Origin of the sequence: Cupriavidus sp. MP-37, from assembly GCF_020618415.1 — a bacterium.
In the GTDB taxonomy this organism is placed as follows: domain Bacteria; phylum Pseudomonadota; class Gammaproteobacteria; order Burkholderiales; family Burkholderiaceae; genus Cupriavidus.
Genome location: NZ_CP085345.1, coordinates 1,744,811 through 1,770,726, shown reverse-complemented (window position 1 = coordinate 1,770,726; position 25,916 = coordinate 1,744,811). Strand labels below are relative to the sequence as shown.

Below are 25,916 nucleotides of genomic sequence, written 5' to 3'. Positions count from 1 at the left end.
GCACGAGGCCGCCGTCTTCATCTTCAGCGCAAGCCAGTACGGATCACGGCAGCGGCGGCTTGGGCAGGCGCGTCTCGCCCGGCTCCAGCTTCAGTTCCACGTCAAGGCGGAAGCCGCCCTTGCCGTCGGGTTCGAAATCTCGCAGCAGCGAGCCGACCGCACCGAACGCCGCGTCGCTGAAGGCATACGGGTCCAGCGCATCGAAGATCTGCGTGGTCAGCACCTTGTGCCCCGGCGCGATGGCGATGAAGTGCAGATGCGCCGGGCGCATGTGGTCGCGGTTCTGCAGCTTCAGCAGTTCGCCGCAGGGGCCGTCGATCGGCACGCCATAGCCCGACGGCCGCACGCTGTCGAACCAGAAGCGCCCGTCGGCGTCGGTCTCGAACACGGCACGCAGGTTCATGTCTTCCTGGTGTTCATCCTGGTTCTCGTAGAGGCCGCTGGGCGCCGCCTGCCAGGTTTCGATGCGCGCGCCGGCGATGGGGGTGCCGTCGATCGACACCACGCGGCCCTGCACCGTCAGCGGATCGCCGGTGGTGTCAGGCGTGGCGATATGCGCGCCGTTGGGCCGCACCGGCTGGTTCGCGCGCCAGAACGGGCCGATCAGCGCGGGCTCGGTGCCGCCGGCGGCCAGCACCGCCTTGGCGTCCATCAGCAGCACCAGCGTGGCCAGCCCGAGGATATCGGCAAGCAGGATGCCCTCATGCTTCTTCGGCCCGGTGGCCTGGCCGATGCGGACCATGAAGTCCAGGCCAGCATGGAGTTCTTCATAGGTCAGCTGCACCTCGGACGCGAACGCATGCGCATGCCGGATCAGGGCATCGAGAATGGTGCGGGTGCGCGCGTCGGCGGTGCCGGCATTGGCCTTGAGCACGGCTTCCAGCAGCGCCTCGGGGGTGGCGGGAATCGATTGCGGGGCCGCGTCGGTCGCGGCGCTTGCGCGGGCTACGGAAGCAGAAGTCATAGTGTGGTCAGCTCCGGTGGAATGTGGGGATGGAATCTGGCGCGGAGCGGGGCGTCGAGGTGACGCCCCGCCCGATGCCGCAGGCGCCTGCGCGTTGACCACGCGTCCGGGTCGCCGCGGAGGTCGTCAGCCTTCTTTGCGCGGCTGCGCCGTATCCGCCCCGCTTTCCTTGATGTAGCCGTCGTCGCCGTACACCAGGCCAGTGGCCTCGGCCGCCTTGACCACGTCCGGATGCCAGGCGATGCGGCCGCATTCCTCGTCGGTGCCGCCCACCACAGAGTAGACCACCAGCGCGTGGTCGTTGGGGTTGCGGAAGCCGCGCATCACGCCGATCGGGCAGGAGATCACATCCCACTGGTTCAGCATCAGCGAGTACTGGCCCTTCTCGCCCCAGATGACTTCCATCTGGCCGTTCAGCGGGCAGAACACTTCCTCGGTCTTGTGCGCGTGCAGGCTGGCACCTTGTCCGACCGGGATTTCGATAAAGGTCACGCCGAAGCGGTGGTTGCCCGGGATCGCCGGCTCGACGCCTTTGTTCTCGAGCACGCCGCGGTTCATGATCTTGTAGATGTTCTTCTTCATCCCGGGCAGCCGGCTTTCGATGAAGGTCTCGCCGTAAGGCTTGACCTTGCCCCAGCGCGCGATGCGGGTGGCTTCCATTTCCTGTGGGGTCGGATCCATGTGATTCCTCGATGTCGTGAAGTTGGGTGGAACGAGAGGGCGATGGCCTCTGTTCCTGCAACTTTAAGAAAGCACCAATGGGCCAGTCCAACATCATTTTTCGCCGGGCGCCATAACAATCCGCTATCGGGTTTTGCGCCGCGCCTTGCGCCGGGCGGCAATCCGGTCGCCCAACCTGCGTTCATGTGCGCGGCAGTCGCGTGTTGGCTGCGCCCCGAGCCGCGCCATCTGCCGTTGCTTTCATCACGAACCCCCAGCCTCCCGCCTTGACGCCATGGCGCGCCCATAGGCATCATTCGGACTTTTCGTAAATGCGAATTATTCGCATTTGTATTGACATTCACCCACAGGCCTGCCTGTCTTCTGCTGTTCCATCATGAGCCGCCAAGTCCCAAGCGCCGCGCGTGCGCGCGCACCCCAACCCCGCCATCTCGCCGTGCTGGCGCAATTTGCCGTGCTCGCCGGCTTTCCGGCGACGGCCGCGCTGGCGCAGCAGGCCGCGGCGCCGGCGGATGCGCAGTCGCTGCCGGCGGTGACCGTGAGCGCGTCGGCGGTGGACGATTCCGGCCTGCAGCTTGAGAAAAAGGCCAGCACCGGCGCGCTGGGGTCGCGCACGCAGCTGGACACGCCTTACTCCACCACCATCGTCACCGGCGAAGACCTGGCCGAGCGCCAGGTGGCCAAGCTGGGCGATGTGTTCACCATGGATGCGTCGGTCAGCGACAACGGCAACGGCTACAACAGCTGGTCCAGCTACCTGAGCGTGCGCGGGCTGCAGATCGACTGGCAGAACGGCTTCAAGATCAACGGCCTGCCGTTCGTGGCCTACGGCATCACGCTGCCGTACGAGCACATGGAGCAGGTGGAGCTGCTCAAGGGCCTGCCGGGCTTCATGTACGGCTTCGCCACGCCGGGCGGCATCGTCAACTACGTCACCAAGAAGCCGACCGATACCTTCACGGCGTCGTTCGAGCTGGGCTACCGCGCCGCCAATGTCTGGAGCGAGCACGTCGACCTGGGCGGCCGCGCCGGCCCCGACAACATGTTCGGCTACCGCCTGAATGCGACGCATGAAGAAGGCACCCCTTACAACGCGCGCAACATCCGGCGCGACAGCGTGTCGCTGGGCCTGGATGCGCGCCTGACCAGGGACCTGACCTGGACCTTCGATTCGATCTACCAGGACCGCCGCGCCACCGGCCAGATGCCCTCGTTCAGCCTGTGGAGCTACGGCGATACGGCGCTGCCGGGCGCGGTGTCCGGGCGCATCCGCAACTTCGCCGGCGCCGACCAGCACCTGAACACCAACCTGCAGCTGTACAGCACCGGCCTGCGCTACCAGATCAACCCGGACTGGGCGGTCAGCACCAGCTACAGCTTCACCAAGGTCAACCGCAGCCGCAATGAGAGCACCTACAACCTGCTGAACCAGGCCGGCGATTACCTCGACCAGCGCTACGACACCGCGCAGAACCAGCAGGTGGGGCAATGGCAGGCGATGCTGGAAGGCAAGTTCCGCACCGGCCCGTTCGGGCACCAGCTGGTGGCGGGGCTGTCGTGGCAGAAGCAGATCGACCGCTACGACAACAACGGCTTCGGCGCGGTCATCGGCACCGGCAATATCTTCGCGCCGAACACCAACACCTATTACAGCTCGACCGCCTTCAACAAGGTGCGCAACAGCGACATCACGCAGAAGTCGGTGTTCGCCAGCGATACCGTGCAGCTGAGCGATCGCTGGTCGGTACTTGCCGGCCTGCGCGTGACCAACTTCGAGCAGAACGGCTACGTGCCGGTCACCTCCAGCTACAGCAAGAACGGCGTGGTCACGCCAACGCTGGCACTGATGTTCAAGCCCGTGCCCACGGCCACGGTCTATGCCAGCTATGTCGAGGCGCTGGAGCCCGGCTCGATCGTGCCGGACGGCTACACCAACGCGCGCCAGCTGCTGAGCCCGATCCGCAGCAAGCAGTATGAACTCGGCGTCAAGGCCGACCAGGCCGCGTGGAGCGCGACCGCTGCCGCCTTCCGCATCGAGCGCGGCGCCGAGTACGACAGCATCAGCGGCGGCGTGCCGACGCGCCAGCAGGACGGCACCTCGATCTACCAGGGCCTGGAACTGGCGGGCGTGTACCGCCTGGGCTCGCAGTGGGAGTTCGGCGCCAGCGCGATGTATCTGGATTCGTACTACGACAAGGGCGTGGCCAACAGCGGCAACCGCGTGGCGGGTGCGCCCGGCTTCATCATGGCCGGCCGCGTCAGCTACCGCGTACCGTTCGTGCCGGGTCTGCGCCTTGGCGTCGATGGCAAGTACACCGGCAGCACCAAGCTCAATGCCGGCAATACGCTGGATGCCGGCGGCTACACGGTGTTCAACCTCGGCGCCAGCTACAGCACGCGCGTCGCGGGCAAGGACCTGACCTTGCGGGCCGCGCTGAACAACGTGACCAACAAGCGCTACTGGGGTTTCCAGTATGAGAACTATATCCAGCCGGCGGATCCGCGCAGCATCAGTCTGACGGCGAAGATTGCTTATTGAAGGCCATCGCCAGCCGGCACCACCACCCGCTCCCAGGAGCGGTTTTTTTTTCGTCGCCGCATGGGAATGACGGAGGTGCGCGGCGATTGACTTCGTGGATGCGCCGGCCCTCACCCCCGCCCCTCTCCCGCAAGCGGGAGAGGGGAGAAAACCGGCGGCTGCAAGCAACTCTCAGCGCGTTCATTTGCCCCGGCCTTCCAACTCCCGCTTGCGTACTCCCTCTCCCGCTTGCGGGAGAGGGTTGGGGTGAGGGCAAGAGCGTCAACGAAGTGAAGGGCGTCGTAATTCCACCGCCCGCTCTGTCCCCCATCTTCAGGGAAAACGAATGTTGACAATCACGAATCCGTGATCTACAACATCGTCTACACACTTAATCCATTTTGTAGACAATTTAGTAGACACATATAACCATCCCTCGGCGCCCCGCAAAGAGCCAGAAAGGCCGCGGGTCGCCTATCGTCAAGACACACATCTGCCAGGAGACTCAGATGATGCAAACCACCGCAACACCCGCCGACGCAGCGCAGGCGCAGGGCGGGCATGCCGCACATGGCAATGCCCTGATCAAGCCCAGCTACGACGAACGCCTGACCAACGAGGACCTGGCGCCGTTGCGCAAGCAGACCTGGGGCACCTACAACATCTTTGCGTTCTGGATGTCCGACGTGCACAGCGTGGGCGGCTATATCACCGCCGGCAGCCTGTTCGCGCTTGGGCTGACCAGCTGGCAGGTGCTGGTGTCGCTGCTGGTGGGGATCGTGATCGTGCAGTACTTCTGCAACCTGGTGGCCAAGCCCAGCCAGGTGACCGGCACGCCCTATCCGGTGATCTGCCGGGCCTCTTTCGGCGTGCTCGGCGCCAATATCCCGGCCATCATCCGCGGACTGATCGCGGTGGCGTGGTACGGCATCCAGACCTACCTGGCGTCGAGCGCCTTCCTGGTGCTGGCGCTGCACTTCTTCCCGTCGCTGGCGCCGTACGCTGACCTCAAGCTGCATGGCTTCGCCGGGCTGTCCACGCTGGGCTGGGCGTCGTTCATGGTGCTGTGGGTGCTGCAGGCGCTGGTGTTCTGGACCGGCATGGAGACCATCCGCAAGTTCATCGACTGGGCCGGCCCGGCGGTGTACGTGGTGATGATCGCGCTGGCGATCTGGCTGGTGAACAAGGCCGGCTGGGAGAACGTCAACTTCACGCTGAGCTTCGTCAAGTACACCGGCTGGGAAGCGGTGCCGGTGATGCTGAGCGCGATCGCGCTGGTGGTGTCGTACTTCTCCGGCCCGATGCTGAATTTCGGCGACTTCTCGCGCTATGCCAAGGATTTCAAGGCGGTCAAGCGCGGCAACTTCTGGGGCCTGCCGGTCAACTTCCTGGGCTTCTCGCTGCTGACCGTGATCACCACCTCGGCCACGCTGCCGGTGTTCGGCAAGCTGATCACCGACCCGGTGGAAACCGTCAGCCATATCGACAGCACCTTCGCCATGCTGCTGGGCGCCTTCACCTTCATGACCGCGACCATCGGCATCAATATCGTCGCCAACTTCGTGTCGCCGGCGTTCGACTTCTCCAACGTGTCGCCCAAGCACATCAGCTGGCGTACCGGCGGCATGATCGCCGCGGTGGCGTCGATCTTCATCACGCCCTGGAACCTGTACAACAACCCGGCGGTGATCCACTACACGCTCGACGTGCTGGGTGCCTTCATCGGCCCGCTGTTCGGCATCCTGATCGCCGACTACTACCTGGTGCGGCGCCAGCACGTGGAGGTCGACGACCTGTACACGCTGAACCCGCGCGGCCGCTACTGGTACCGCAATGGCTTCAACCCGGCGGCGGTGGCCACCATGATTCCCGCGGCCATCATCCCGATCCTGTGCGTGGTGGTGCCGGCCTGGCAGGCGGCGGCCAACTACAGCTGGTTCATCGGCATGGGCATCGCGCTGGTGCTGTACCGGCAGCTGGCGCCGCGCATGATGCCGGGCCACCTTGCCGCGCCCACCGCACCGGCCTCCGGCCAGGTTTGAGCGATACCCCTCTTCGACAGCATCCATCCCAGAGCCGCACCCATGAAGCTGAAGATCATCAATCCCAATACCACCCAGAGCATGACCGACAAGATCGGGCAGTGCGCCGCCGCCGTGGCGGCGCCCGGCACGCGCATCAGCGCGGTCAGCCCGCGCATGGGCCCGGCTTCGATCGAAAGCCACTATGACGAGGCCCTGTCGGTGCCCGGCATCCTCGACGAGATCCTGGCCGGCGAGCAGGAAGGCGTGGACGGCTACGTCATCGCCTGCTTCGGCGACCCCGGCCTGTACGCCGCGCGCGAAGTGGCGCGCGGACCGGTGATCGGCATCGCCGAGGCCGCGATGCACATGGCCAGCGTGGTCGGCAGCAGCTTCAGCGTGGTCACCACGCTGGCGCGCACTTGCAATATCGCCTGGCACCTGGCCGAGCGCTACGGCATGAAGCGCTTCTGCAACAACGTGCGCGCCTGCGACCTGCCGGTGCTGGAACTGGAGCGCCCCGGCTCGGACGCGCGCCGCATCATCACCGAGGCCTGCCGCCGCGCGCTGGTCGAAGACCGCAGTGAATGCATCGTGCTCGGCTGCGCCGGCATGACCGACCTGTGCGACGAGATCGCGGATGCCATCGGCGCGCCGGTGATCGACGGCGTGTCGTGCGCGGTCAAGCTGGCCGAGGCGATGGTCTCGGTGCGACTGGGCACCAGCAAGCGCGGCGACTGGGCGCGGCCGCTGCCCAAGGCGTATGCCGGCATGCTGGCGCCCTATGCCCTGAACTGAACTGAACTGAACTTTCCCTGAACCGCTTACCTTCTCCCGCAACATGCTCCAGACACGTTATCCCCGCGATCTGATCGGCTATGGCGCCCGTCCGCCGCACGCACGCTGGCCAGGCGGCGCGCGCATCGCCGTCCAGTTCGTCCTCAACTACGAAGAAGGCGGCGAAAACTGCGTGCTGCACGGCGACGCCGCGTCCGAGCAGTTCCTTTCCGAGATCGTCGGCGCCGCGGCCTACCCCGACCGCCACATGAGCATGGAGGGCATCTACGAATACGGCTCGCGCGCCGGCGTCTGGCGCATCCTGCGCGAGTTCGAACGGCGCGGCCTGCCGCTGACCATCTTCGGCGTGTCAATGGCGCTGCAGCGCCATCCGGAACTGACGCGCGCCTTCGTCGAACTGGGCCACGAGATCGCCTGCCACGGCTGGCGCTGGATCCACTACCAGAACATCGACGAAGCCACCGAGCGCGAGCACATGCGCATCGGCATGCAGATCATCAAGGAGCTGACCGGCGAGCTGCCGCTGGGCTGGTACACCGGCCGCGACAGCCCCAACACGCGCCGGCTGGTGGTCGAGCACGGCGGCTTCCTCTATGACTCGGACTACTACGGCGACGACCTGCCGTTCTGGACCGAAGTGGAAGTCTCCGGCGGCGAGAAGAAGCCGCACCTGGTGGTGCCGTACACGCTGGACTCGAACGACATGCGCTTCGCCACGCCGCAAGGCTTCAATACCGGCGAACAGTTCTTCCAGTACCTGAAGGACGCGTTCGACGTTTTGTACGACGAAGGCGACCCCGGCGGCCAGGACAGCCCCAAGATGCTGTCGATCGGCATGCACTGCCGCCTGCTCGGCCGCCCCGGCCGCTTCCGCGCGCTGCAGCGTTTCCTCGACTACGTGCAGGGGCACGACAAGGTGTGGATCTGCCGCCGTGTCGACATCGCCCGGCACTGGGCGCAGGTGCATCCGTTCGAAGCCGCGAGCGCCGCCGCCGGGCCGCGCACTGCCTGCCAGGAAACCGCCCTGGCCTGAGCCGCGCCTCGCTGTTGCCATAGTTGTGTACGATATAGCCGTGTTTCGTCGCCAGTTCCGGCGACAGGCTGAATGTCCGTACCCTGATATGGCAACCACATCGAAAAAGGCGGCGCCCGGCGCCGCCGCGAAAGCCCCGCGCCGCGCCGCCGCCAAGGCGACCCCGAAAACCATGCAAAAGGCCGCCGCCAATGCCGCCCCGGACGACGAGGCAGGCCAGGAAGGCGCCGCCAGCGAGGCGTCGGCCACCGAGGCGATCTACCTGAGCCTGCTCTACGCCATCATGGAGCACCGCCTGCTGGCGGGCACCAAGCTGGTCGAGGAACGGCTGTGCGAAGTGACCGGCGCCAGCCGTGCGCGCATCCGCCAGGTGTTTGCGCGCCTGGCGCACGAGAAGCTGGTGACGCTGGTGCCCAACCGCGGCGCCTTTGTCTCCAGCCCGACTGTGGACGAAGCGCGCGAGGTGTTCCAGGCGCGCCGCGTGGTCGAGCCCGCGCTGGCCGCCGAACTGGCACAACGCGCCACGCCCGCCAAGGTGCGCAGCCTGCGCCGGCATGCCATGGAAGAAGACAACGCGCGCGCCCGCGGCGACCGCGCGGCGATGATCCGGCTGTCAGGCGAGTTCCATATCCTGCTGGCGGAAATGGCCGGCAACGCCATCCTCGAAAAGCTGATCCGCGAGATGGTGTCGCTGACCTGCCTGATCATCACGCTGTACGACCGCCCCGGCGCACCCGCCTGCGCCGAGCATGAGCACCGGCAGCTGATCGACGCCATCGAGCAGCGCGATGCCGCGCGCGCCAGCGCGCTGATGGCGGAACACCTGGAACACATCGAAGGCTCGCTCGACCTGAGCATGCCGGACAGCGGCGCGCCGGACTTCTACAGCATCTTCAGCAAGGGCTGATCCGGACTAGACTGCATCCAGCCCATCGCAACCGGAGACGTGCCATGGATGCTGGCAAGCCTGCCGCCCCGCCACCCCCTCCCGCCGTGGTTCCCGTGGCGCCGCCAACGCCGCAAGTGGTGCCCACCGGCTATCGCCAGGGCATCATCACCGCGATCACCGTGCTGCTGGGCTTTTCGCTGGGGTTCTGGCGTTTCTGGGGCTTCGAAAGCCCGGGCGAATGGGACTGGCGCTCGCTGCTGGCGGCGGTGGCGCTGCTGGCCGCGGTGGTGCTGCAGATCGTCGCGCTGTTCCGCGCGCTGCGCGTCGAGGACGATGCGGTGCCGGAGTACCGCAAGACGGTGCGCTGCTTTATCGCCTCGGCCATTGCACTGGTGATTGGCCTGGCCGCGGCGATGATCGACGCGGCGCTCGAAACTTAGGGCCCGATGATTTCGATACTGTCGACACGATCCGGATAAAACGCCAGGAGCGCGCCGATGGCGGCAACGGCAACGTACGGCGACTCATAGCTCCACACCGCGTTGCGCGCGCGCTCGCCGCCGGCCGGAATGGAGAAGTAACTGCAGTCGCCCTTATACGGGCAGTAGGTGGCATGCGCGCTGCGCTCCAGCCGCGCCATGTCGACATGCGCGCGCGGGATGTACTGCACCGGCGCATAGTTCGCCTCCTGCAGGGTCAGCGCCGCATCGCTGTCGGCAATCGTGATGCCGGCCACCTTGACCACCACCCTGCCGGCGGTCGGCGTGATGGTGATGGGATGGTCGGGGCCGGGGATCCTGACGGGCTTGCCTGACATCTCGTGCTCCTGCAGGTCGGAATGCAGGACATTCTAGGCGCTTGCCAGCCAGCTTGCCGGCGCGGCTTGCGCGCGCGGCGATCGCGAGCGGCGGCCTGATGCCGTTCAGTTGGCTTATTCGACCTTGACGTTGGCCTTCTTCACCAGCGCGGCGTAGCGCGCGGCTTCGCTGCGGAAGAACGCGGCGGCAGCCTCGGGCGTGCCGGGCTCGATCACCGTGCCCTGCTTCTTCATCGCTTCCAGCACTTCGGGCGACTTGAACGCTTTGGCAAAGGCATCGTGCGCGCGTTTGACTTCCGCCGCCGGCATGCCGGCCGGCCCGATGACGGCGAACCAGCCCGCCACGTTGTAGCGCGGCAAGCCTTGTTCCGCGATGGTGGCAATGTCCGGCGCGGCGTCGGTGCGCTTGTCGCCGCACAGGCCGATCGCGCGCAGCGTGCCCGCCTTCAGGTGCGGCGCCACCGCGTTGAGCGCGACCACGCCCATTTCGACCTGCCCGGCGACCAGGTCGTTGACCATCGGGCCGGTGCCCTTGTACGGCACATGGCGCGCCGTCACGCCGGCCTCGTCCAGAAACATCTCGCCGGCAAGATGGATGATGGTGCCGTTGCCGGACGACGCATAGTTGTAGCCATCGGGCTTCGCCTTGAGCAGCGCCACCAGCTCCTTCACGTTCTTCGCCGGCACCTTGGGGTTGACCACCAGCACCAGCGGCGTGGTGCCGATCACGCTGATCGGGGTAATGTCCTTGATCGCGTCGAACGGCATGGCGCGGAACACGCTGGGGTTGATCACGTGGTTGTTCGACACCAGCCCCAGCGTGCTGCCGTCCGGCTGCGCCTTGACCACCGCGGCGGCGCCGGTGATACCGCCGGCGCCAGGCAGGTTCTCGATCACCACCGGCTGGCCGAAGGCCTTGCCGAGCGCCGGGCCCGCGGCGCGCGCGATGGTGTCGACGCCGGAGCCGGCGCTGATCGGCAGGATCAGGCGCACGGGCTTGCCCGATCCGCCCTGCGCGAGCGCGTCGAAGCCGGGGACGGCAAGGGTTGCGGCGAGCGTGGCGGAAAGTGCCAGCGCGGACTTGAGCAGGATGCGACGTTGCATGGGTTGTCTCCGTATCGTTATCGTAGGGCGTGGTCGGTGCCGCTGTGGCGCGGCTTGCCCGTCAGTGCTTCAGCCCCGGCCCTTGCCGAGCCGCGCCAGGATTTCTTCGTTATGCTCGCCGGCCCGTGGCAGCGGGCTGCGCACGCCGGGGCGGCGGCCGCCCATCAGCAGCGGCAACAGCACGGTGGGCGTGGTCGAGCCGTCGTCGGCCTGCATCGGCACCAGGCCGCCGCTGGCAAGCAGGTGCGGATCGTCGAGCAGCTGGTCCGGACGCACGATCGGCGCATAGGGAATGCCGGCGGCTTCAAGCTTGGGCGCGAGTTCGGCAGCGCGATGGTGGCGCAGGATCGCGCCGAGCTCTTCCAGCAGTTGCGGCCGCACCGCGACGCGCGAGGTGTTGCTGGCGTATTCCGACTTGTCGATCAGTTCCGGATGCTGCAGCACGTGGCACAGCGTGACGAACTGCTTGTCGCTGACCGCGCCGATAAACAGTTGCTCGTCCTGCGCCAGCGTGAACACGTCATACACGCTCCACGCCGACACGCGCGACGGCATCGGCGGCGGCGGCTCGCCGGTCATGGCGTATTGCTGCATGTGCTGCGACGCCAGGAACACGCAGTTCTCGAACAGCGCGCTCTGGATTTCCTGGCCGCGGCCGGTGCGGTCGCGCTCGCGCAGCGCGGCCAGCACGCCGATCGCGCCGAACATGCCGCCCATGATGTCGTTGACCGAGGTGCCGGCGCGCAGCGGCCGGCCGCTGGGACCGGTCATGTAGGACAGGCCGCCCATCATCTGCACCACTTCGTCCAGCGCCAGCCGGTGCTCGTACGGGCCGGGCAGGAAGCCCTTGTGCGACACGTAGATCAGGTGCGGGTAGTCGCGCGACAACGTAGCGTAGTCGAGCCCCAGCTTCTGCATCAGGCCGGGGCGGAAGTTCTCCAGCAGGATGTCGCTCTGACCTGCCAGTTCGGCGGCGGCGGCGCGGCCTTCGTCGGTGGTGATGTCGAGCACCACGCTCTTCTTGTTGCGGTTGAAGGTGCGGAAGAAGCCGATGCCCAGGCCTGGCAGCTTGCGCGTCTTGTCGCCGCCGGGCGGCTCGACCTTGATGACTTCGGCGCCGAGGTCGGCCAGGATCATGCCGCAGGTGGGGCCCATCACCATGTGCGTGAATTCGACCACGCGCACGCCCGCGAGCGGCAGGGGATTGTTGGTGCTGGTGCTGTTGCTGTCTTGGGGCATGTTGGTTCTCAGACGGTGGCCGCGGCCGGCTGGGCCGCGAAAGTCTTGGGCAGGCCGGCGCGCCACAGCGTGCCGTGCAGGGTTTCGTCGCGCAGCCAGCCGGCCACGTCCGCACGCAGCGCCAGCAGGCGGGCGATATCGATGCCGGTATCGATCCCCATGCTGGCCAGCATGTACGCGAGGTCTTCGGTGGCGACATTGCCGCTGGCGCCGGGCGCATGCGGGCAGCCGCCGATGCCGGCCAGGCAGGCGTCGAAGCGCGTCACGCCGGCTTCGAGCGCGGCATAGACATTGGCCAGCCCGAGTCCGCGCGTGTCATGGAAATGGCCGCACCAGAACCGATCGCCGGCGATCGCCACGGCGCGCGCGAACAGCTCGCGCACCATGCGCGGATCGGCATAGCCGACGGTGTCGGCCAGGCTGACGCGATCGGCACCGGCATCGAGCAGCGCCTGCATCAGCCGCAGCACTTCCTCCGCATCGACATGACCCTGCAGCGTGCAGCCGAACGCGGTGCCGACGCCGCCTTCGATCAGCGTCCTGGCGCCGCTGGCATCGCGCGCGGCGCGGATGCGCGCCACTTCGGCAACGACTTCATCGGGCGTCTTGCGCAGGTTGGCGAGGCTGTGCGCATGGCTGGCCGACAGCGGCACGATCAGCAGGTCGGCGCCGCTGTCGAGTGCGTCCTGCGCGCCGCGCAAATTGGGCACCAGCACCGAAGTGAACAAGCCCGGCAGCGTGCGCGCGAACGCGACCAGTTCGGCGGTATCGGCCAGTTGCGGCAACAGCCGCGCGGGGACGAACGAACCGACTTCCAGTTCGCGCAGTCCGGCGGCGTAGGCGCCACGGATCCACGCCAGCTTGCTGGCGGTAGGCAGGATGGTGCGGACGCTTTGCAGGCCATCGCGCAGACCGACTTCGCGGATCACGGCGTGGCTGGGGAGGGAATGGGTCATGGTTCTCGGGGACTGGAAAAGGCGTCCCTCGGCGGGGCGACGGAACAACTCTATGAGTTTCTGCGGGCAAGCTGAAGCGATGGTTTACGCAGCCAGGCATGCCGGATCGGAAAGCCAGGATGACAATCTCACCTGCGCTACGGGATTTCCCGGATGCGATGCCGTGACGCGGGCAAGCGGCGTAGCATTCCAAGCCGGAAACATTGCGCCCCCGCCATGCGAGACCTCGACCTCACCACGCTGCGCCTGTTCGTCGCCGTCTGCGAAACCCGCAACATGGCGCGCGCCGGCGAGCAGGAACACATCGTCGCTTCCGCCATCAGCAAGCGCCTGGCGCAGCTGGAGGAAACCGTCGGCGCCACGCTGCTGGAACGCCGCCGCCGCGGCGTGATCCCCACGCCCGCCGGCGAGATCGTGCTGGCGCATGCGCGCGCCATGCTCGCCGCCGCCGATCGCGTCGCGCGCGACATGGCCGACTATGGTTCCGGCGTGCGCGGGCAGGTGCGCCTGCTGGCCACGGTGTCGACCATGGCGGAATCGCTGCCGGACGACATCGCCGCCTTCATGCAACGGCCCGAGCACCGCGACGTGCGCGTGACCATCGAAGAAAGCCTGAGCAGCGAGGTGGTCAGCGCGCTGCGCGACGGCACCGCGCCGCTGGGCATCTGCTGAGACGCGGCAGACCTGGAGGGCTTCCAGACCCGCCCCTACCGCGCCGACCACCTCGCCGCCGTGGTCTATCCCGGGCACCCGCTGGCGCGCGCGGAGAGCTGCCGGTTCGAAGACACGCTGGAGTACGACCAGATCGCGATGCCGGCGCAGACCGCGGTGCAGATCATGCTGGCGCGCTACGCCGCGATCCAGGGGCGCCGCATTGCGCACCGCGCCGTGGTGTCGACCTTCGACGCCGCGCTGCGCTGCGTGCGCGCGGAACTCGGCATCGTCATCATCCCGGCCGAGATCGCCACGCTGATTGCCACGGCCTTCGGCCTGCGCGTGATCCCGCTGCGCAATGACTGGGCGCGGCGGCGCTTTGCCATCTGCTGCCGCGACTTCTCGCTGCTGTCGCCCGCGGCGCAGTTGCTGGTGCAGTTCCTCGAGGAAGCTGGGGCGAGCGAAGCGGCCGCTTCCGGCGTTGGCCCCGCGCAGGCGCCGGCACGGCGCCGACGGTAACGCCGGCGCGCAACTTCCTGTGCGTTTCGAGGGTTACCCCGGGGCATTTTCGCAAGCTTATGTTGCGTGCGGTTGCGTAGACTGGCTTGCGTTTTTCGCTGACGGCCACGAAGGTTCAAAAGAACAAAGCGCCGGGCGAAGCCTGATCACGACAACGCGCGCCGCCACGGCGCAGGAGCACGCAAATGAACTTCCACGGCAAGAACGTACTGGTCACCGGCGCCAGCGGCAACCTCGGACGCGCGGTCGCGCATGCCTTCGCCCAGGCAGGCGCGCGCGTGGTGCTGCTGGACCGCCATGCCGCACCGTTGCCCGAGGCCGGCAGCGGCCACCTGGCGCTGCAGGCCGACCTGCTCGATGCGGACAGCCTGGGCCAGGCCATCGGCGGGGCCGTGCAGGCGTGCGGGCGCATCGACGTGGTGTGCAACCTGGCCGGCGGCTTCGCCATGGGCACGGGCATCCACGAGACCAGCGCGGCCGACTGGAACCGGCTGTTCGACATGAACGTCGGCACGGTGCTGAACATGGCGCGCGCGGTGGTGCCGCACATGCTGGCCGCGGGCGGCGGCGCCATCGTCAACGTCGGCGCCAATTCGGCCGCGCGCGGACTGGCGCAGATGGGTGCCTACTGCGCCTCGAAGGACGCGCTGGCGCGGGTCACCGAATCGATGTCGGCCGAGCTGCGCGACCAGGGCATCCGCGTCAACGCGGTGCTGCCCAGCATCCTCGACACGCCCGAGAACCGCCAGGCCATGCCCGATGCCGACAGCTCGCGCTGGGTCGCCCTGGATGCACTGGCCGACGTGATCGTGTTCCTGGCATCGGATGCCGCGCGCGCCGTGCACGGCGCGCTGCTGCCGGTGGTCAACCGCGCCTGACGCGCGGCCGCTGCGCGGCGGGCGCGGCCACGCCGATGGCGCCGGCCACTTCCTGGATCTGCTGGCGCAGCCAGCGCCGCAGCCGGTCGGCATCGGTGCGCGCGTGCCAGATCTGCATCATGTCGACCTGGGGCAGCGCGAACGGCACCGGCAGCATCACCAGGTCCGGATCACGCGCCACCGCTTCCTGCGCGACCGAGCGCAGGCAGGTCAGCAGCAGCGCCGAGCCGCGCACCAGCCGGCTCGGCGCGAGGAAGCTCGACAAACCCGCCACCACCGTGCGCCGATGCCCCAGCCGTGCCAGCGCGCGATCCACCACGCCGTTGAGGTCGCCGGTCAGCGTGGTCAGCAGATGCTCGCACGCCAGGAACGCGTCCAGGTCCAGCCCCTGAGCGACGCGCCGGTTGGTGCGCGAGGCCAGCACCACGAAATCCTCGCTGCCCAGCCGCTGCTGGTGGAAGGTGTCGGGCAGGTTCTCGTAAAAGCCCGCGATCGCCAGGTCGCAGGTGCCCTTCTCCAGCTCCTCGCGCGGCAGCTCGCCGCGCGTATTGTGCGTGACCAGCACCACGCCGGGCGCATCGCGGCGCAGCCGCGGCAACAGCGCCGGCAGCAGCAGTTGCTCCATGTAGTCGGTGGTGTAGATGTGCACGGCCTCGCTGCGCGCGAGGAAATCGCGGCCGTCGCAGGCGTCGTAGAACGCATCCAGCTCCGCCACCAGCCGCTGCACCTGCGGCGCCAGCGCATGCGCGCGTGGCGTCGGCGTCAGGCCGCGCGGCGCGCGCACGAACAGCGGGTCGCCCAGCTCGTCGCGCAGGCGGTTGAGCTTGTGGCTGAGCGCCGGCTGGCTCAGCGCCATGCGCGCCGCCGCGCGTGAGGCGTTGCCTTCCTGGTAGAGCACATGGAAGACATAGAGCAGGTTCAGGTCCTTGCCGGCGATATTCATTTTTTGGATGGCAGACATCGAAGATTCGAGGTTTTCGAATCATAGCCAGCTGCGTAGGATGTTGCCAATGCCGGGGCTGCCCGGCCCACCGTGGATGCAAACCGGAGAACCCACATGAAAATCCTGATGGTGCTGACCTCGCACGACCAGCTCGGCAATACCGGCAAGAAGACCGGCTTCTGGCTGGAGGAATTCGCCGCCCCGTACTACGTCTTCAAGGACGCCGGCGCCGACATCACGCTGGCCTCGCCCAAGGGCGGCCAGCCGCCGATCGACCCCAAGAGCGACGACCCGGATGCGCAGACCGATGCGACACGGCGCTTTCGCAGCGATAGTGCCGCGCAGCAGGCGCTGGGCAGCACGCTGACGCTGGACCAGGTGAAGGCCGAGGACTTCGACGCCGTGTTTTATCCCGGCGGCCATGGTCCGTTGTGGGACCTGGCCGAAGACAAGCGTTCGATCGCGTTGATCGAGCAGTTCGACCGGCTCGGCAAGCCGGTGGGCGCGGTCTGCCATGCGCCCGGGGTGCTGCGGCACGTGAAGGGCGCGGATGGCCAGCCGCTGGTGCAGGGCAAGGAAGTCACGGGCTTTACCAACAGCGAGGAAGCCGCGGTGCAGTTGACCGAGGTGGTGCCGTTCCTGGTGGAGGATGTGCTCAAGGCCAACGGCGGGCGGTTTACGCGCGGCGACGACTGGACCAGCCACGTAGCGGTGGCGGGGCGGCTGGTGACGGGGCAGAACCCGGCGTCGTCGGAGGCGGGCGCCGAGGCGGTGTTGGGGTTGTTGAAGTAAGGGCTACGGCGTTCAGCCCGCTGCTGGTTTGCTCCCCTCTCCCGCGAGCGGGAGAGGGGCCGGGGGTGAGGGCGGGCGGTGGCAATAGCGACGCGCGTCACTTCGTGGTGGCTCCCGCCCTCACCCCGACCCTCTCCCGCAAGCGGGAGAGGGAGTACACAAGCGGGATTTGGGAAGCTAGAGAATTACTGCGGCACCAGCTCCACCCTCTCCCGGCTCGCCCTCTCCACCGCCTTGCGCGTATAGACCAGCGGGAAATACTCGCCCTTGGCCCACAACGGCGCCAGGTCGCGGTAGTGCGCGCTGGCGGGGTTGCCTGACTGCCCCGGCGTGTTGATCACGCGCGAGGCGTCCCAGTTGCCGACATCCAGCACCATGCGGAACGACGCGCCGGCGGTCAGCCGGAAATCGTTGTTGCGGTAGCTGGTGTTCATCGGCGTGAAGGCCGAGCCGCCGATCGGGCCGGCGTTGACGTTGAACTGCTGGCGTTCGGCATCGCTCAGGATCGGGTCCAGCGGATGCGTGAACACGGCGGTGTGGAGCTTGCCCCATTGCCAGCCGCGCGGGTCCGGGCCGAGTTTGGCTTCGACCTCGGCCATGGCGGCCTTCAGCGATTCGAGCATCACCGCGTTGCGGCGTTCCAGCGGCATCCACGGCCCGGGCTGCTCCAGCACCGCGACCACGCGCGCGGCATCGCCCGCACCGACCAGGCGCGCGGCTTCGGGCGGCAGCGCGGCGCGCACCACGGCCTGGCGCAGGTGCTTGCTGAACCAGACCTCGAACAGCGCCGCGGCCGCGCTGTCGGCGCGTTCGTTGCCGTTCCAGCCACGCAGCAGCTCGAGCCCGCGCGCCAGTTGCGCGTCGTCGCTGCGCACGTCCTGCAACAGCGCCACCACGCGCTGCGCCGGCAGCGACACGGTGTCGTTCTGCCACGCCATCGAATCCTGCACCGAGCTGCGCGGATTGGCGCCGACCACCGCCTTCAGCCGGCGCGCGCGCGAACTGTCGCTCCATTCGTAGCCCACGCCCAGCTTCGCGGCCGGGTGCTCGGGCGGGATGTTGTTTTCGTTGGCGGTGACGATATAGCCCGGCGCGGGGTTGTAGGCCCACGGCAGTTCGTCCATGTTGCGGTAGCCGGCCCATTCATAGCGGCCGTCGCCGGCCACCGGTGTCAGGCCGTCCCAGTTGGGACGCTTGACGGTCAGCCCGCCCGGGATCCAGCCGATATTGCCGGCGGTATCGGCATAGACCTGGTTCTCGCCCGGCGCGCCCCAGCGGTTCATGGCGGCGCGGAACTGGTCCCAGTTGCGCGCGCGCATGTAGTCCATCGACCCGAAATACGGCGCCATGCCGTTGTCCAGCCACGCAGCGCGCAGCGCCCATGCATGCCCGGACCCGGACACCAGCACCGGGCCGTGGCGGGTGAAGTCCAGCGTGACCTTGCGCGGCGCGGGCTCGCCCTTCACCACGATATCTTCGGTGATGGTCTCGATCGGCTCCCAGCGGCCCTTGTATTTGTACTCGCGCGGGTTGGCCGGGTTCAGCTCGTAGCCGTACAGGTCTTCCTGGTCCATGTAGAAGCGCGTCAGGCCAAAGGCGATGGTGCCGTTGTGCCCGATCGAGATGCCCGGCAGGAACGGCTCGCCGGCGCCGATCACCGACATCCCCGGTGCGTTCAGGTGGCTGATGTAGCGCAGGCTGGGCGCGCCGTGCGAGCGGTGCGGGTCGTTGGCCAGGATCGGGCGGCCGGTGGTGGTGCGCTTGCCGCCGATGACCCAGTTGTTCGAGCCCAGGCTGCGGCCGGTATCGCTGTTGGCATCGACCACGGCGTAGAGCTGGTCGAGCGGGATGCCGGCGGCCTTCGCGTCGCCCCAGGCTTCCTTGGGGAAGCGCGCGGCGGCGGTGGCCAGTTCGTAGGCGCGGCGCAGTTCGGCCGCGGGCACGGTGCAGGGGTCGAGGCCGGGGTTGAGCCGCGGTTCGATCTGCGGATCGAGCTCGCGGCGCAGCCAGTCGGCGCGCGCCGCCTGCTCCTTGGCCTCGCAGTAGAGGCGGGCGCGGTCGATCTCGCCGGTGAAATTCAGCGTCAGGCCGTGATGGCGGATGCGCACGATATCTTCCGCGCGCCAGCGTGCCGGCTTGTAGTTGAGCTTGCGGAACTCCGGCGGCAGCAGCTCCGGCTTCTGCTCGGTCAGCGCCACGTAGGCGTTCACCCCCGCGACAAAGGCCTCGGCCACGCGCTTGGCGTCGCTGCCGTAGGCCAGCCATTCGCGGTACATGTCGCCGCGGAACAGCACCGCGCGCGCCATGCGGTCGCCATCGGCGTAGGCCGGACCAAAGTCTTTGGCCATCTCGCCGAGGCCGCGCTTGCGCCACAGGTCGATCTGCCACAGGCGGTCGCGCGCGGCCATGAAGCCCTGCGCATAGAAGGCGTCGTAGAGCGTGCCGGCATAGATATGCGGCACGCCCCAGCGGTCGACCAGCACGCTGGCGGGCTTTTCGAGGCCGGGTACGGCGAAGGTCTGCTGCCGGGCAGGCGCTTCGGCCATGGCCGCGGGGATAGTGGTGGCGAGCAGGGCCAGCGCAGCGGCCAGGCGGCGGGGGGTGCGTAACATCGGGTCTCCTCGTGTTGTGATGGCTGCAGATGTCTTGCAGTTCACACCGAAGATAGTGCATGGCCGGCCGGCGCGCGAGCGCCGCGGCCGATCTCCGCACGCCGCGTGGCCAGCGGCACCAGCGGCCGGATGCTAGTAGACGTCGCGCCGGTAGCGGCCGTCGTCGGCGAGGCGGCGCAGGGCGTCCTCGCCCAGGATTTCGGCCAGCGCCTCATGGACGCCGCCGGCCATGCCCTGCAGGCTGCCGCAGACGTAGATGGCGGCGCCGTCGGCGACCCATTGCCGCACCGCATCCGCCTGCATGCGCAGGGCGTCCTGCACATAGCGCGGCGCGCCACCGTCGCGCGACCAGGCGTGGTCCACCCGCGCCAGCGTGCCTTCCGCGAGCCAGCCGGCCAGTTCCTCGGCAAAGAAGGCGTCATGCCGAGCCGAGCGCTCGCCGAACAGCAGCCAGTTGCGGCGCCGCCCGGCCGCGGCGCGGGCCTTGAGCTGGGCCCGCAGCCCGGCCAGCCCGGTGCCGTTGCCGATTAGGATCAGCGGCCGGTCGCCGGCCGGCGGATGGAAACTGCGATTGGTGCGGATGCGCAGCGCGATGCGGCTGCCCACCGGAGCGTGCTCGGTCAGCCAGCCCGAAGCCAGGCCGAGGCGGCCGTCGTCATGGCGGGTCTGGCGCACCAGCAGCTCGAGCCGGCCGTCGCGCGGCAGCGAGGCGATCGAATACTCGCGGTGCGGCAGCGGCGCCAGCGCATCCACCAGTTGCTGCGGCGCCAGGCCCTGCATCGCGGCAAAGTGCGGCGCGGGCAGCGGCATGCGCGTGGCCATGGCCGCGGCCAGGGTGGTGTCGGCGCCATCGCAGCGCACCGGGGTGGCGCCATCCAGGTCAAGCCGCGCCAGCAGCCGCTCGACCTCGGCCGGCGCGTGGCAGGGGCCGACCTCGGCAATGTCGCCGGCCTGCCAGTCCAGGGCCGCGCCGTCCGGTGGCGCCAGGACCAGATGGAAGGCGGGCGCGCCCTGGCTGCCGGGATTCAGGTGGCGGCGCTGCGCCAGCCGCCAGTCGTCATAGCGCGGGCGCTCCCAGTCGGCGATCTCGGCGCCGCCGCTCAGCGCCGACAGGTGGTTCTGCCAGTGGCGCAGCGCACCGGCGTCGCCGTTGTCGACTTCGATCAGGTCGAACAGAGGCTGGGCGCGATGGCGCCGCAGCCACGCCTCCAGCGCGTGGCCGAAGGCGCAGAAGCGCGCGTAGCTGCTGTCGCCGAGCGCGAGGATGCCGTAGCGCAGCGCGTGCAGGCCATCGGCGCCCGCCAGCAGGCGGCGCGCGAAGCCCGACGCGCTGTCCGGGGCGTCGCCCTCGCCGGTGGTGCTGACCACGAACAAGGCCTGGCGGCATGCCCGCAGGCGCCGGCCATCCAGATCGGCCAGCGACAGCAGCTGCACCGGCATGCCCGCGCCCTGCAGCGCGCTGGCAGTCTGCAGCGCGAGCTGCTCGGCAAACCCGGTCTGGCTGGCATAGACCACCAGCGTCGCGCCGTCGCCCGTGCCGGCCAGCGCCGCCACCCTGGCGCGCCGTTGGCGATAGTGGGCCACCACCGCGCCGCAGAACCCCGCGTACGCGGCGACCACCCCGGCGGCCATGGCCAGGCGCGACGGCCCCAGCACGGACAACGTCAAGCCGCCGGCCACGGCAAGCCAGCCGGCACCGGCGATGGCGGACGGCATGGCGCGGCGGCTCATGCCAGCATCGCGGCAAAGGCCGGCGAAAGATGTTCGAGAAAGCCGTCCGCGCTGCGCACCAGGAAGCGCGCGGCAATGCCGTGGCGGCGCGCGTGCGCCATGCCGGCGTCGGGGCCCAGCACGGTCAGCGCGGTGGACAGCGCATCGGCCAGCATGCACTGCGGATGGATCACCGTGACCGAGGCCAGCGCGTGGCTGGCCGGATAGCCGGTGCGCGGATCGATGGTATGGGCATAGCGGCGGCCATCGCTGTCGAAGTAGCGCCGGTAGTCGCCGGAGGTGGCCACGGACAGCCCGTGCAGCGCGACCAGCGTTTGCTGCGCGCCATCGCTGCCCGGCCCCGGCGGCGCCTCCAGCGCGACCCACCACGGCATACCGTCGGGCTTGACGCCATGGCCGCGCAGTTCGCCGCCGATCTCGGTCAGATGGTGGTCCAGCCCCTGTTCGCACAGGTAGCGCGCCACCGCGTCGACGGCGAAGCCCTTGGCGATGGCGCAGAAATCCAGCGCCACGCCGCCCGGCTGGCGGGCGCGCTGGCCCGCGGCATCGACTTCGACGCGGGCCCAGCCGCAACGGCCGCGCGCGGCCTGGACTTCGTCAGGCGACGGCGGTGCGCGGCGCGCGGGGGCGGGACCGAAGCCCCACAGGTCGACCAGCGGACCGGCACTGGGGTCATAGGCGCCGCCGCTGTCGCGTGCGACTTGCAATGCGGTCCGCAGCACCGCGAAGCAGTCTGCCGGCAAGGCGTGCCAGGTGCCCGGCGGCGCGCGGTTGAAGCGGCTCAGGTCCGAATCCGCCTCCCAGTTGCTCATCTGCGAAATCACGCGCGCGAGCACCGACTGGATGCCGGCGGCGATGGCATGGCCGTCCGCGCCCGGCGGCAACAGCGCGGCCACCGTCCAGCTGGTGCCCATGGTCTGTCCGCCCCAGCGCTGCAAGCGCGCCTCGGGCGCCGGCGGCAGCGGCGGCGCGGACAGCGCCACGGGAACCAGGACGCGGTTCAAGTCCGGCATCCGGCTTAACCGGCTTATTGCGGCAGCACTTCCACCGTCACCGCATAGACGGCGCGGCGCGACTTGGCCTGCTTGAAGGTGGTCTTGTCGTCCTTCACTTCGGCTTCCATCCAGTACATGCCGGGGGCCGGCCACTTGACGCTGAACTTGCCGTCGGCGTCGGTGGTGGCGCTGAACTCCTGCAGCTGGTCGCGGTAGCGGATGCCGCCCGGCACCACGGCGACCTTCAGGTTGCTGGCGGGCTTGCCGTCGAGCAGCAGGCGGAAGCTGGCGGTGTCGCCGGCGACCAGGTCGTTCGGATGCGTGATCGGCGCCAGCTCGAGGCCGCGGCCGACGGGGCGCAGGCCCTTGTCGCTGGGCTTGCCGGCGGTGACGAAGGATTCGATGCGGCCCTCGGCCTGCGTGACCTGCAGGTCCTGCGCGTTGGCCGGGACTTCCCTGGCGAAGTTCTCGGCGCTGCCGCGCCAGCGCTTGGCCTGCCCGTCGACCTTGTAGCTGGCGAACAGGCCGTTGTTGACCACCGCCACGCGATAGGTGCCCGGCTGGGTCAGGTGCAGGTCGAAGGTGCTGCGGTACTTGCCGGTGGCCGCGTTCTCGGCCTTGACCGCGCTGCCGTCGGGGGCGGTCACCTGCAGGTTGTCGAGCCGCATCGGCACGTGCTCGAAGTAGAACAGGTCGTTCGAGACCGCGGCGTCCACGGTCACCCACGGGTCGCTGCCGGACAGCACGGTGGCCGACGGCAGCAGCCACTGGCGGTGCGCGTGGGCGGCCAGCGGCGCGAGCGCGGCGAGGGCCAGGACGGCGGCGCGCACCGCCAGGCGGGAAGAAGCGGCGGACATCAGGGAAGGTTTCATGGTCGGGCTCCGGGACGGGACGAGTTAAGGCTTCAGGTCGACGGTGACGCCGCCGAGTTCGTGTTCGCCCTTGGCGCGGGCGCTCTGTGCGGATTGCGGCGGCCACGTGAACGGCACGCGCACCAGCTCGCGCCCGCCCACTTCGCGCGCGGCCTCCACCACCAGCTGGTAGTTGCCGGCGGGCAGCTTGCCCAGCGGGGCCTTGCCATCGCTGAAGCTCACGCTGTGCTCGCCCGGCGCGCGCGTGGCGCCGGAGATGCCATCGGCCGGCATGTGCAGGTCGCGGCCGGCCTTGCGCCACCACTGGCGCATGTCCTTGAGCCACTTGGTGCCCTCGCCGTCCTTGAGCTTGCCGTCGTACCAGACCGCCAGGGTCTGCACCGGGCTCTGGTCGGCACGCTCGACCCACATCGCCACATAGGGCCGGTGGTATTCGGCCACGCTCAGGCGCGGGATGTCGACCTTGACGTTCAGGTCCGCGGCCAGCGCGGGGCCGGCCAGCGGCACGGCGGCGATGCCGGTCAGGGAGACGGAGAGCAGTCGGCGCATATCGGAGAAACCTCGTCAGTGAGATGCAGGAAGAAGATCGGATCGAGCGCGACCGATCAGTGGATAAACAGGATCGCCAGCAGCACCGGCACCACCAGCCCGAGCCCCACCAGCGGCCAGGTCGCCACGCGCCCGCCAGCATGCAGCTTGAGCAGGAACAGGCCGGTCACGCAGAACACCAAGCAGGCCAGCGCGAATGCGTCCAGGAACAGGCTCCACGCCGCGCCGGTGTGGCGCCCCTTGTGCAGGTCGTTCAGGTACGAGATGGCACCGCGCGAGGTGTTCTCGTACTGCGCTTCGCCGCTGTCGAGCGCGATGCTGACCCAGGCATCGCCACCCGGGCGCGGCAGCGCCACGTAGATCTCGTCGGCGGACCATTCGGCCTCGCGCCCGCTGGCATCGATATCCAGCGCCTGCGCCAGCCAGTCGGCCAGCACCGCCGGCACCGGCGCCCTGGTCTCGCTCGCGCGGGCCGCACCGGCAGCACCGGCGGGGGCCGCGGCCCGGACCTTGTCGAGCACGCGCGCGGGCAGCGTGGCGTGCCGGGTCTGCACCGCGGGCCGGGCCTCGATCTGGCCGGCGTGGTTCAGGGTGAAGCCGGTGACCGCGAACAGCAGCATCCCGACCAGGCAGATCGCGGAACTGATCCAGTGCCACTGATGGAGATGCTTGAGCCAGAAGGCACGGCGCTGCTGGCCGGCGGCCGGCTGGGTGTCGGTCATTGCGGTGAATGGGCAGGCCCGGCCTGGTCGGGCCGCGCCCGGTATTGCCTGCGTACGGGTAGCGTGAGCGTCCCTGGGACCTCACGTGGCGTCATGGGTGTGCCATGACAGGCACACGAACGCGCGGAAGAGAGAAGGATAATCGTTCGCATTTGAAAGTGCAAACGGGTGTGGGTGCGGCCGGATTACAGCGCATTACAACGTCAAGCCGGCCTCTGTCCCCCGCCTCACAGGGCGGCAGTGACTACCCACCCCGCCACGCCGCTGGCCACCACCACCAGCCACGGCGGCAGCTTCCACCGCATCAGCGCCACCAGCGCCAGTGCCACCAGCACGATGTCCAGCGGACCCTGCACCGCGCTGGTCCAGACCGGATGCCACAGCGCCGCCAGCAGCAGCCCGACCACGCCGGCATTGATGCCGGCCAGCGCCGCCTGTGCGCGCCGGTTGCGGCGCAGGCTTTCCCAGAACGGCAGCGCGCCCAGCACCAGCAGCGCGCCGGGCAGGAAGATCGCCAGCGTGCACAACAGGCCGCCGGCAATGCCGGTGGGCGGACGCTGCATGGCGGCGCCGAGGAAGGCGGCAAAGGAGAACAGCGGCCCGGGCATGGCCTGCGCCGCGCCGTAGCCGGCCAGGAAGGTTTCCTTGCCGACCCAGCCGGGCGTCACCACGGCCGCATCCAGCAGCGGCAGCACCACGTGCCCGCCGCCAAAGACCAGTGCGCCGGCGCGGTAAAAGGCGTCGAACACGCGCACGGCCGGATCGGCGGCCCACTGCGCCAGCAGCGGCAGGCCGGCCAGCAGCGCGGCGAACAGCGCCAGCGCCAGCACGCCGCCGCGATGCGTCACCGGCAGGCGCAGCGGTTCGTGCGCGCCGCCCAGCGCCGGCCGCAACAGGGCCATGCCGGCGGCCGCGGCGGCGGCCATCAGGGCCACCTGCGACCACGGTCCCGGCCACGCCAGCATGGTGCCGGCGGCCACCAGCATGATGGCGATGCGCACCGGCCCGCTGCACAGCGTCCGCGCCATGCCCCATACGGCCTGTGCCACCACCGCCACCGCCACCAGCTTCAGCCCGTGCAACGCGCCTGGCGCGGCGGCCATGCCGTAATGGGTCACCCCCAGCGCGAACACGATCATGAGCAGCGCCGACGGCAGCGTAAAGCCCACCCATGCCGCCAGCGCGCCGCCATAGCCGGCGCGCGCCAGCCCCAGCGCGATGCCGGTCTGGCTGCTGGCCGGTCCGGGCAGGCACTGGCACAGCGCGACCACGTCGGCATAGGCCGCCTCGCTGAGCCAGCGGCGGCGGCGCACCAGCTCCTCGCGGAAGTACGCCAGGTGGGCCACCGGACCGCCGAACGAGGTCAGGCCGAGCCGCAGGAAGATCAGGAACACGGCAAGCGGCCCGTCATGGCCACGGGTGTCGTCGGATGGGCTGGGCAAGGTGGCCATGGGGCGGTTTGCTGGCAAGCGGAAGGCGGTGGAGGCGCGCGGAGGACAGGGGCAGATTCTGACCGATTTTGCCGGCCGAAGGGCGGCAAAGCGAAGGCGACGGCACGCCCGCTGGCCGCATGGCGGCAACAAGCGCTGCATAGCGCACAAGCCCTTGGCAGGCGTTTTGAAGCCAATC

General features: G+C 68.9%; 22 protein-coding genes and 1 pseudogene. 9 read left to right on the top strand and 14 right to left on the bottom strand.

What is annotated here, in order from left to right; all coding sequences use genetic code 11:
- Nucleotides 1-43 precede the first annotated feature (43 nt).
- Both LIN44_RS24345 and LIN44_RS24340 read right to left on the bottom strand, forming a co-directional pair.
- Nucleotides 44-964 (bottom strand): dioxygenase, encoded by a 921-nt coding sequence (locus LIN44_RS24345; protein WP_227314818.1) that lies wholly within the window; start codon nt 962-964, stop codon nt 44-46.
- Nucleotides 965-1,090: 126 nt separating this feature from the next.
- Entirely contained in the window at nt 1,091-1,645 is a 555-nt protein-coding gene (locus tag LIN44_RS24340) for a cupin (protein WP_227314817.1), read from the bottom strand.
- A gap of 376 nt (nt 1,646-2,021) precedes the next feature.
- Here LIN44_RS24340 and LIN44_RS24335 point away from each other — a divergent pair, with 376 nt between their 5' ends.
- The 6 genes from LIN44_RS24335 to LIN44_RS24310 all read left to right on the top strand — a co-directional run bounded on the left by LIN44_RS24335 (nt 2,022) and on the right by LIN44_RS24310 (nt 9,344).
- Complete coding sequence (locus LIN44_RS24335; protein ID WP_227314816.1) at nt 2,022-4,184, top strand: TonB-dependent siderophore receptor; 2,163 nt, start codon at nt 2,022-2,024, stop codon at nt 4,182-4,184.
- Nucleotides 4,185-4,672: 488 nt separating this feature from the next.
- Entirely contained in the window at nt 4,673-6,205 is a 1,533-nt protein-coding gene (locus LIN44_RS24330) for an NCS1 family nucleobase:cation symporter-1 (RefSeq protein WP_227314815.1), read from the top strand.
- A gap of 42 nt (nt 6,206-6,247) precedes the next feature.
- On the top strand, nt 6,248-6,982 hold the full coding sequence (locus LIN44_RS24325) for an aspartate/glutamate racemase family protein (protein WP_012356991.1): 735 nt from the start codon (nt 6,248-6,250) through the stop codon (nt 6,980-6,982).
- Nucleotides 6,983-7,025: 43 nt separating this feature from the next.
- A complete protein-coding gene (gene puuE / locus LIN44_RS24320; RefSeq protein WP_227314814.1) occupies nt 7,026-8,015 on the top strand; it encodes an allantoinase PuuE in 990 nt (329 codons plus the stop codon).
- An 88-nt stretch (nt 8,016-8,103) separates the two neighbouring features.
- A complete protein-coding gene (locus tag LIN44_RS24315) occupies nt 8,104-8,922 on the top strand; it encodes a GntR family transcriptional regulator (RefSeq protein ID WP_370641690.1) in 819 nt (272 codons plus the stop codon).
- 44 nt (nt 8,923-8,966) lie between these two features.
- On the top strand, nt 8,967-9,344 hold the full coding sequence (locus LIN44_RS24310; RefSeq protein ID WP_227314812.1) for a hypothetical protein: 378 nt from the start codon (nt 8,967-8,969) through the stop codon (nt 9,342-9,344).
- Here the strand turns inward: LIN44_RS24310 and LIN44_RS24305 are convergent.
- The 4 genes from LIN44_RS24305 to LIN44_RS24290 all read right to left on the bottom strand — a co-directional run bounded on the left by LIN44_RS24305 (nt 9,341) and on the right by LIN44_RS24290 (nt 13,020).
- The gene (locus tag LIN44_RS24305) at nt 9,341-9,721 is read right to left on the bottom strand and encodes a DUF427 domain-containing protein (RefSeq protein ID WP_227314811.1); all 381 of its coding nucleotides are present in this window, start codon (nt 9,719-9,721) and stop codon (nt 9,341-9,343) included. The genes LIN44_RS24310 and LIN44_RS24305 overlap by 4 nt on opposite strands.
- A 114-nt stretch (nt 9,722-9,835) precedes the next feature.
- A complete protein-coding gene (locus LIN44_RS24300; protein WP_227314810.1) occupies nt 9,836-10,825 on the bottom strand; it encodes a tripartite tricarboxylate transporter substrate binding protein in 990 nt (329 codons plus the stop codon).
- A gap of 69 nt (nt 10,826-10,894) precedes the next feature.
- The gene (locus tag LIN44_RS24295) at nt 10,895-12,064 is read right to left on the bottom strand and encodes a CaiB/BaiF CoA-transferase family protein (protein ID WP_227314809.1); all 1,170 of its coding nucleotides are present in this window, start codon (nt 12,062-12,064) and stop codon (nt 10,895-10,897) included.
- Between the two features lie 8 nt (nt 12,065-12,072).
- The gene (locus LIN44_RS24290; RefSeq protein WP_227314808.1) at nt 12,073-13,020 is read right to left on the bottom strand and encodes a hydroxymethylglutaryl-CoA lyase; all 948 of its coding nucleotides are present in this window, start codon (nt 13,018-13,020) and stop codon (nt 12,073-12,075) included.
- 216 nt (nt 13,021-13,236) lie between these two features.
- Between LIN44_RS24290 and LIN44_RS24285 the strand changes: the two are divergent.
- Both LIN44_RS24285 and LIN44_RS24280 read left to right on the top strand, forming a co-directional pair.
- Nucleotides 13,237-14,193: pseudogene (locus LIN44_RS24285) on the top strand (LysR family transcriptional regulator).
- Nucleotides 14,194-14,378: 185 nt separating this feature from the next.
- Nucleotides 14,379-15,071, top strand: coding sequence for an SDR family NAD(P)-dependent oxidoreductase (locus LIN44_RS24280; protein ID WP_227314807.1), 693 nt, complete (start codon nt 14,379-14,381; stop codon nt 15,069-15,071).
- Here LIN44_RS24280 and LIN44_RS24275 read toward each other — a convergent pair.
- Nucleotides 15,058-16,032: a LysR family transcriptional regulator gene (locus LIN44_RS24275; RefSeq protein ID WP_227314806.1), complete on the bottom strand. Its 975-nt coding sequence runs from the start codon at nt 16,030-16,032 to the stop codon at nt 15,058-15,060. The two genes, LIN44_RS24280 and LIN44_RS24275, sit on opposite strands and share 14 nt — an antisense overlap.
- 96 nt (nt 16,033-16,128) lie before the next feature.
- On the opposite strand from LIN44_RS24275, the gene LIN44_RS24270 reads away from it, so the two are divergent.
- Entirely contained in the window at nt 16,129-16,806 is a 678-nt protein-coding gene (locus tag LIN44_RS24270) for a type 1 glutamine amidotransferase domain-containing protein (RefSeq protein ID WP_227314805.1), read from the top strand.
- A gap of 185 nt (nt 16,807-16,991) precedes the next feature.
- On the opposite strand, the gene LIN44_RS24265 is transcribed toward LIN44_RS24270, so the two are convergent.
- From LIN44_RS24265 to chrA, 7 genes are all read right to left on the bottom strand, one after another.
- Nucleotides 16,992-19,418, bottom strand: a complete 2,427-nt coding sequence (locus LIN44_RS24265) for a penicillin acylase family protein (RefSeq protein ID WP_227314804.1) — start codon at nt 19,416-19,418, stop codon at nt 16,992-16,994.
- A 132-nt stretch (nt 19,419-19,550) separates the two neighbouring features.
- Entirely contained in the window at nt 19,551-21,134 is a 1,584-nt protein-coding gene (locus LIN44_RS24260; RefSeq protein WP_227316416.1) for a sulfite reductase flavoprotein subunit alpha, read from the bottom strand.
- A gap of 11 nt (nt 21,135-21,145) precedes the next feature.
- Nucleotides 21,146-22,162 (bottom strand): FAD:protein FMN transferase, encoded by a 1,017-nt coding sequence (locus LIN44_RS24255; RefSeq protein WP_227314803.1) that lies wholly within the window; start codon nt 22,160-22,162, stop codon nt 21,146-21,148.
- Nucleotides 22,163-22,176: 14 nt separating this feature from the next.
- Nucleotides 22,177-23,016: a DUF4198 domain-containing protein gene (locus LIN44_RS24250; RefSeq protein ID WP_227314802.1), complete on the bottom strand. Its 840-nt coding sequence runs from the start codon at nt 23,014-23,016 to the stop codon at nt 22,177-22,179.
- A gap of 24 nt (nt 23,017-23,040) precedes the next feature.
- On the bottom strand, nt 23,041-23,565 hold the full coding sequence (locus tag LIN44_RS24245; protein WP_227314801.1) for a DUF2271 domain-containing protein: 525 nt from the start codon (nt 23,563-23,565) through the stop codon (nt 23,041-23,043).
- Between the two features lie 56 nt (nt 23,566-23,621).
- Nucleotides 23,622-24,287, bottom strand: a complete 666-nt coding sequence (locus tag LIN44_RS24240) for a PepSY-associated TM helix domain-containing protein (RefSeq protein ID WP_227314800.1) — start codon at nt 24,285-24,287, stop codon at nt 23,622-23,624.
- 227 nt (nt 24,288-24,514) lie between these two features.
- Nucleotides 24,515-25,738 (bottom strand): chromate efflux transporter, encoded by a 1,224-nt coding sequence (gene chrA / locus LIN44_RS24235; RefSeq protein WP_227314799.1) that lies wholly within the window; start codon nt 25,736-25,738, stop codon nt 24,515-24,517.
- Nucleotides 25,739-25,916: the final 178 nt, after the last annotated feature.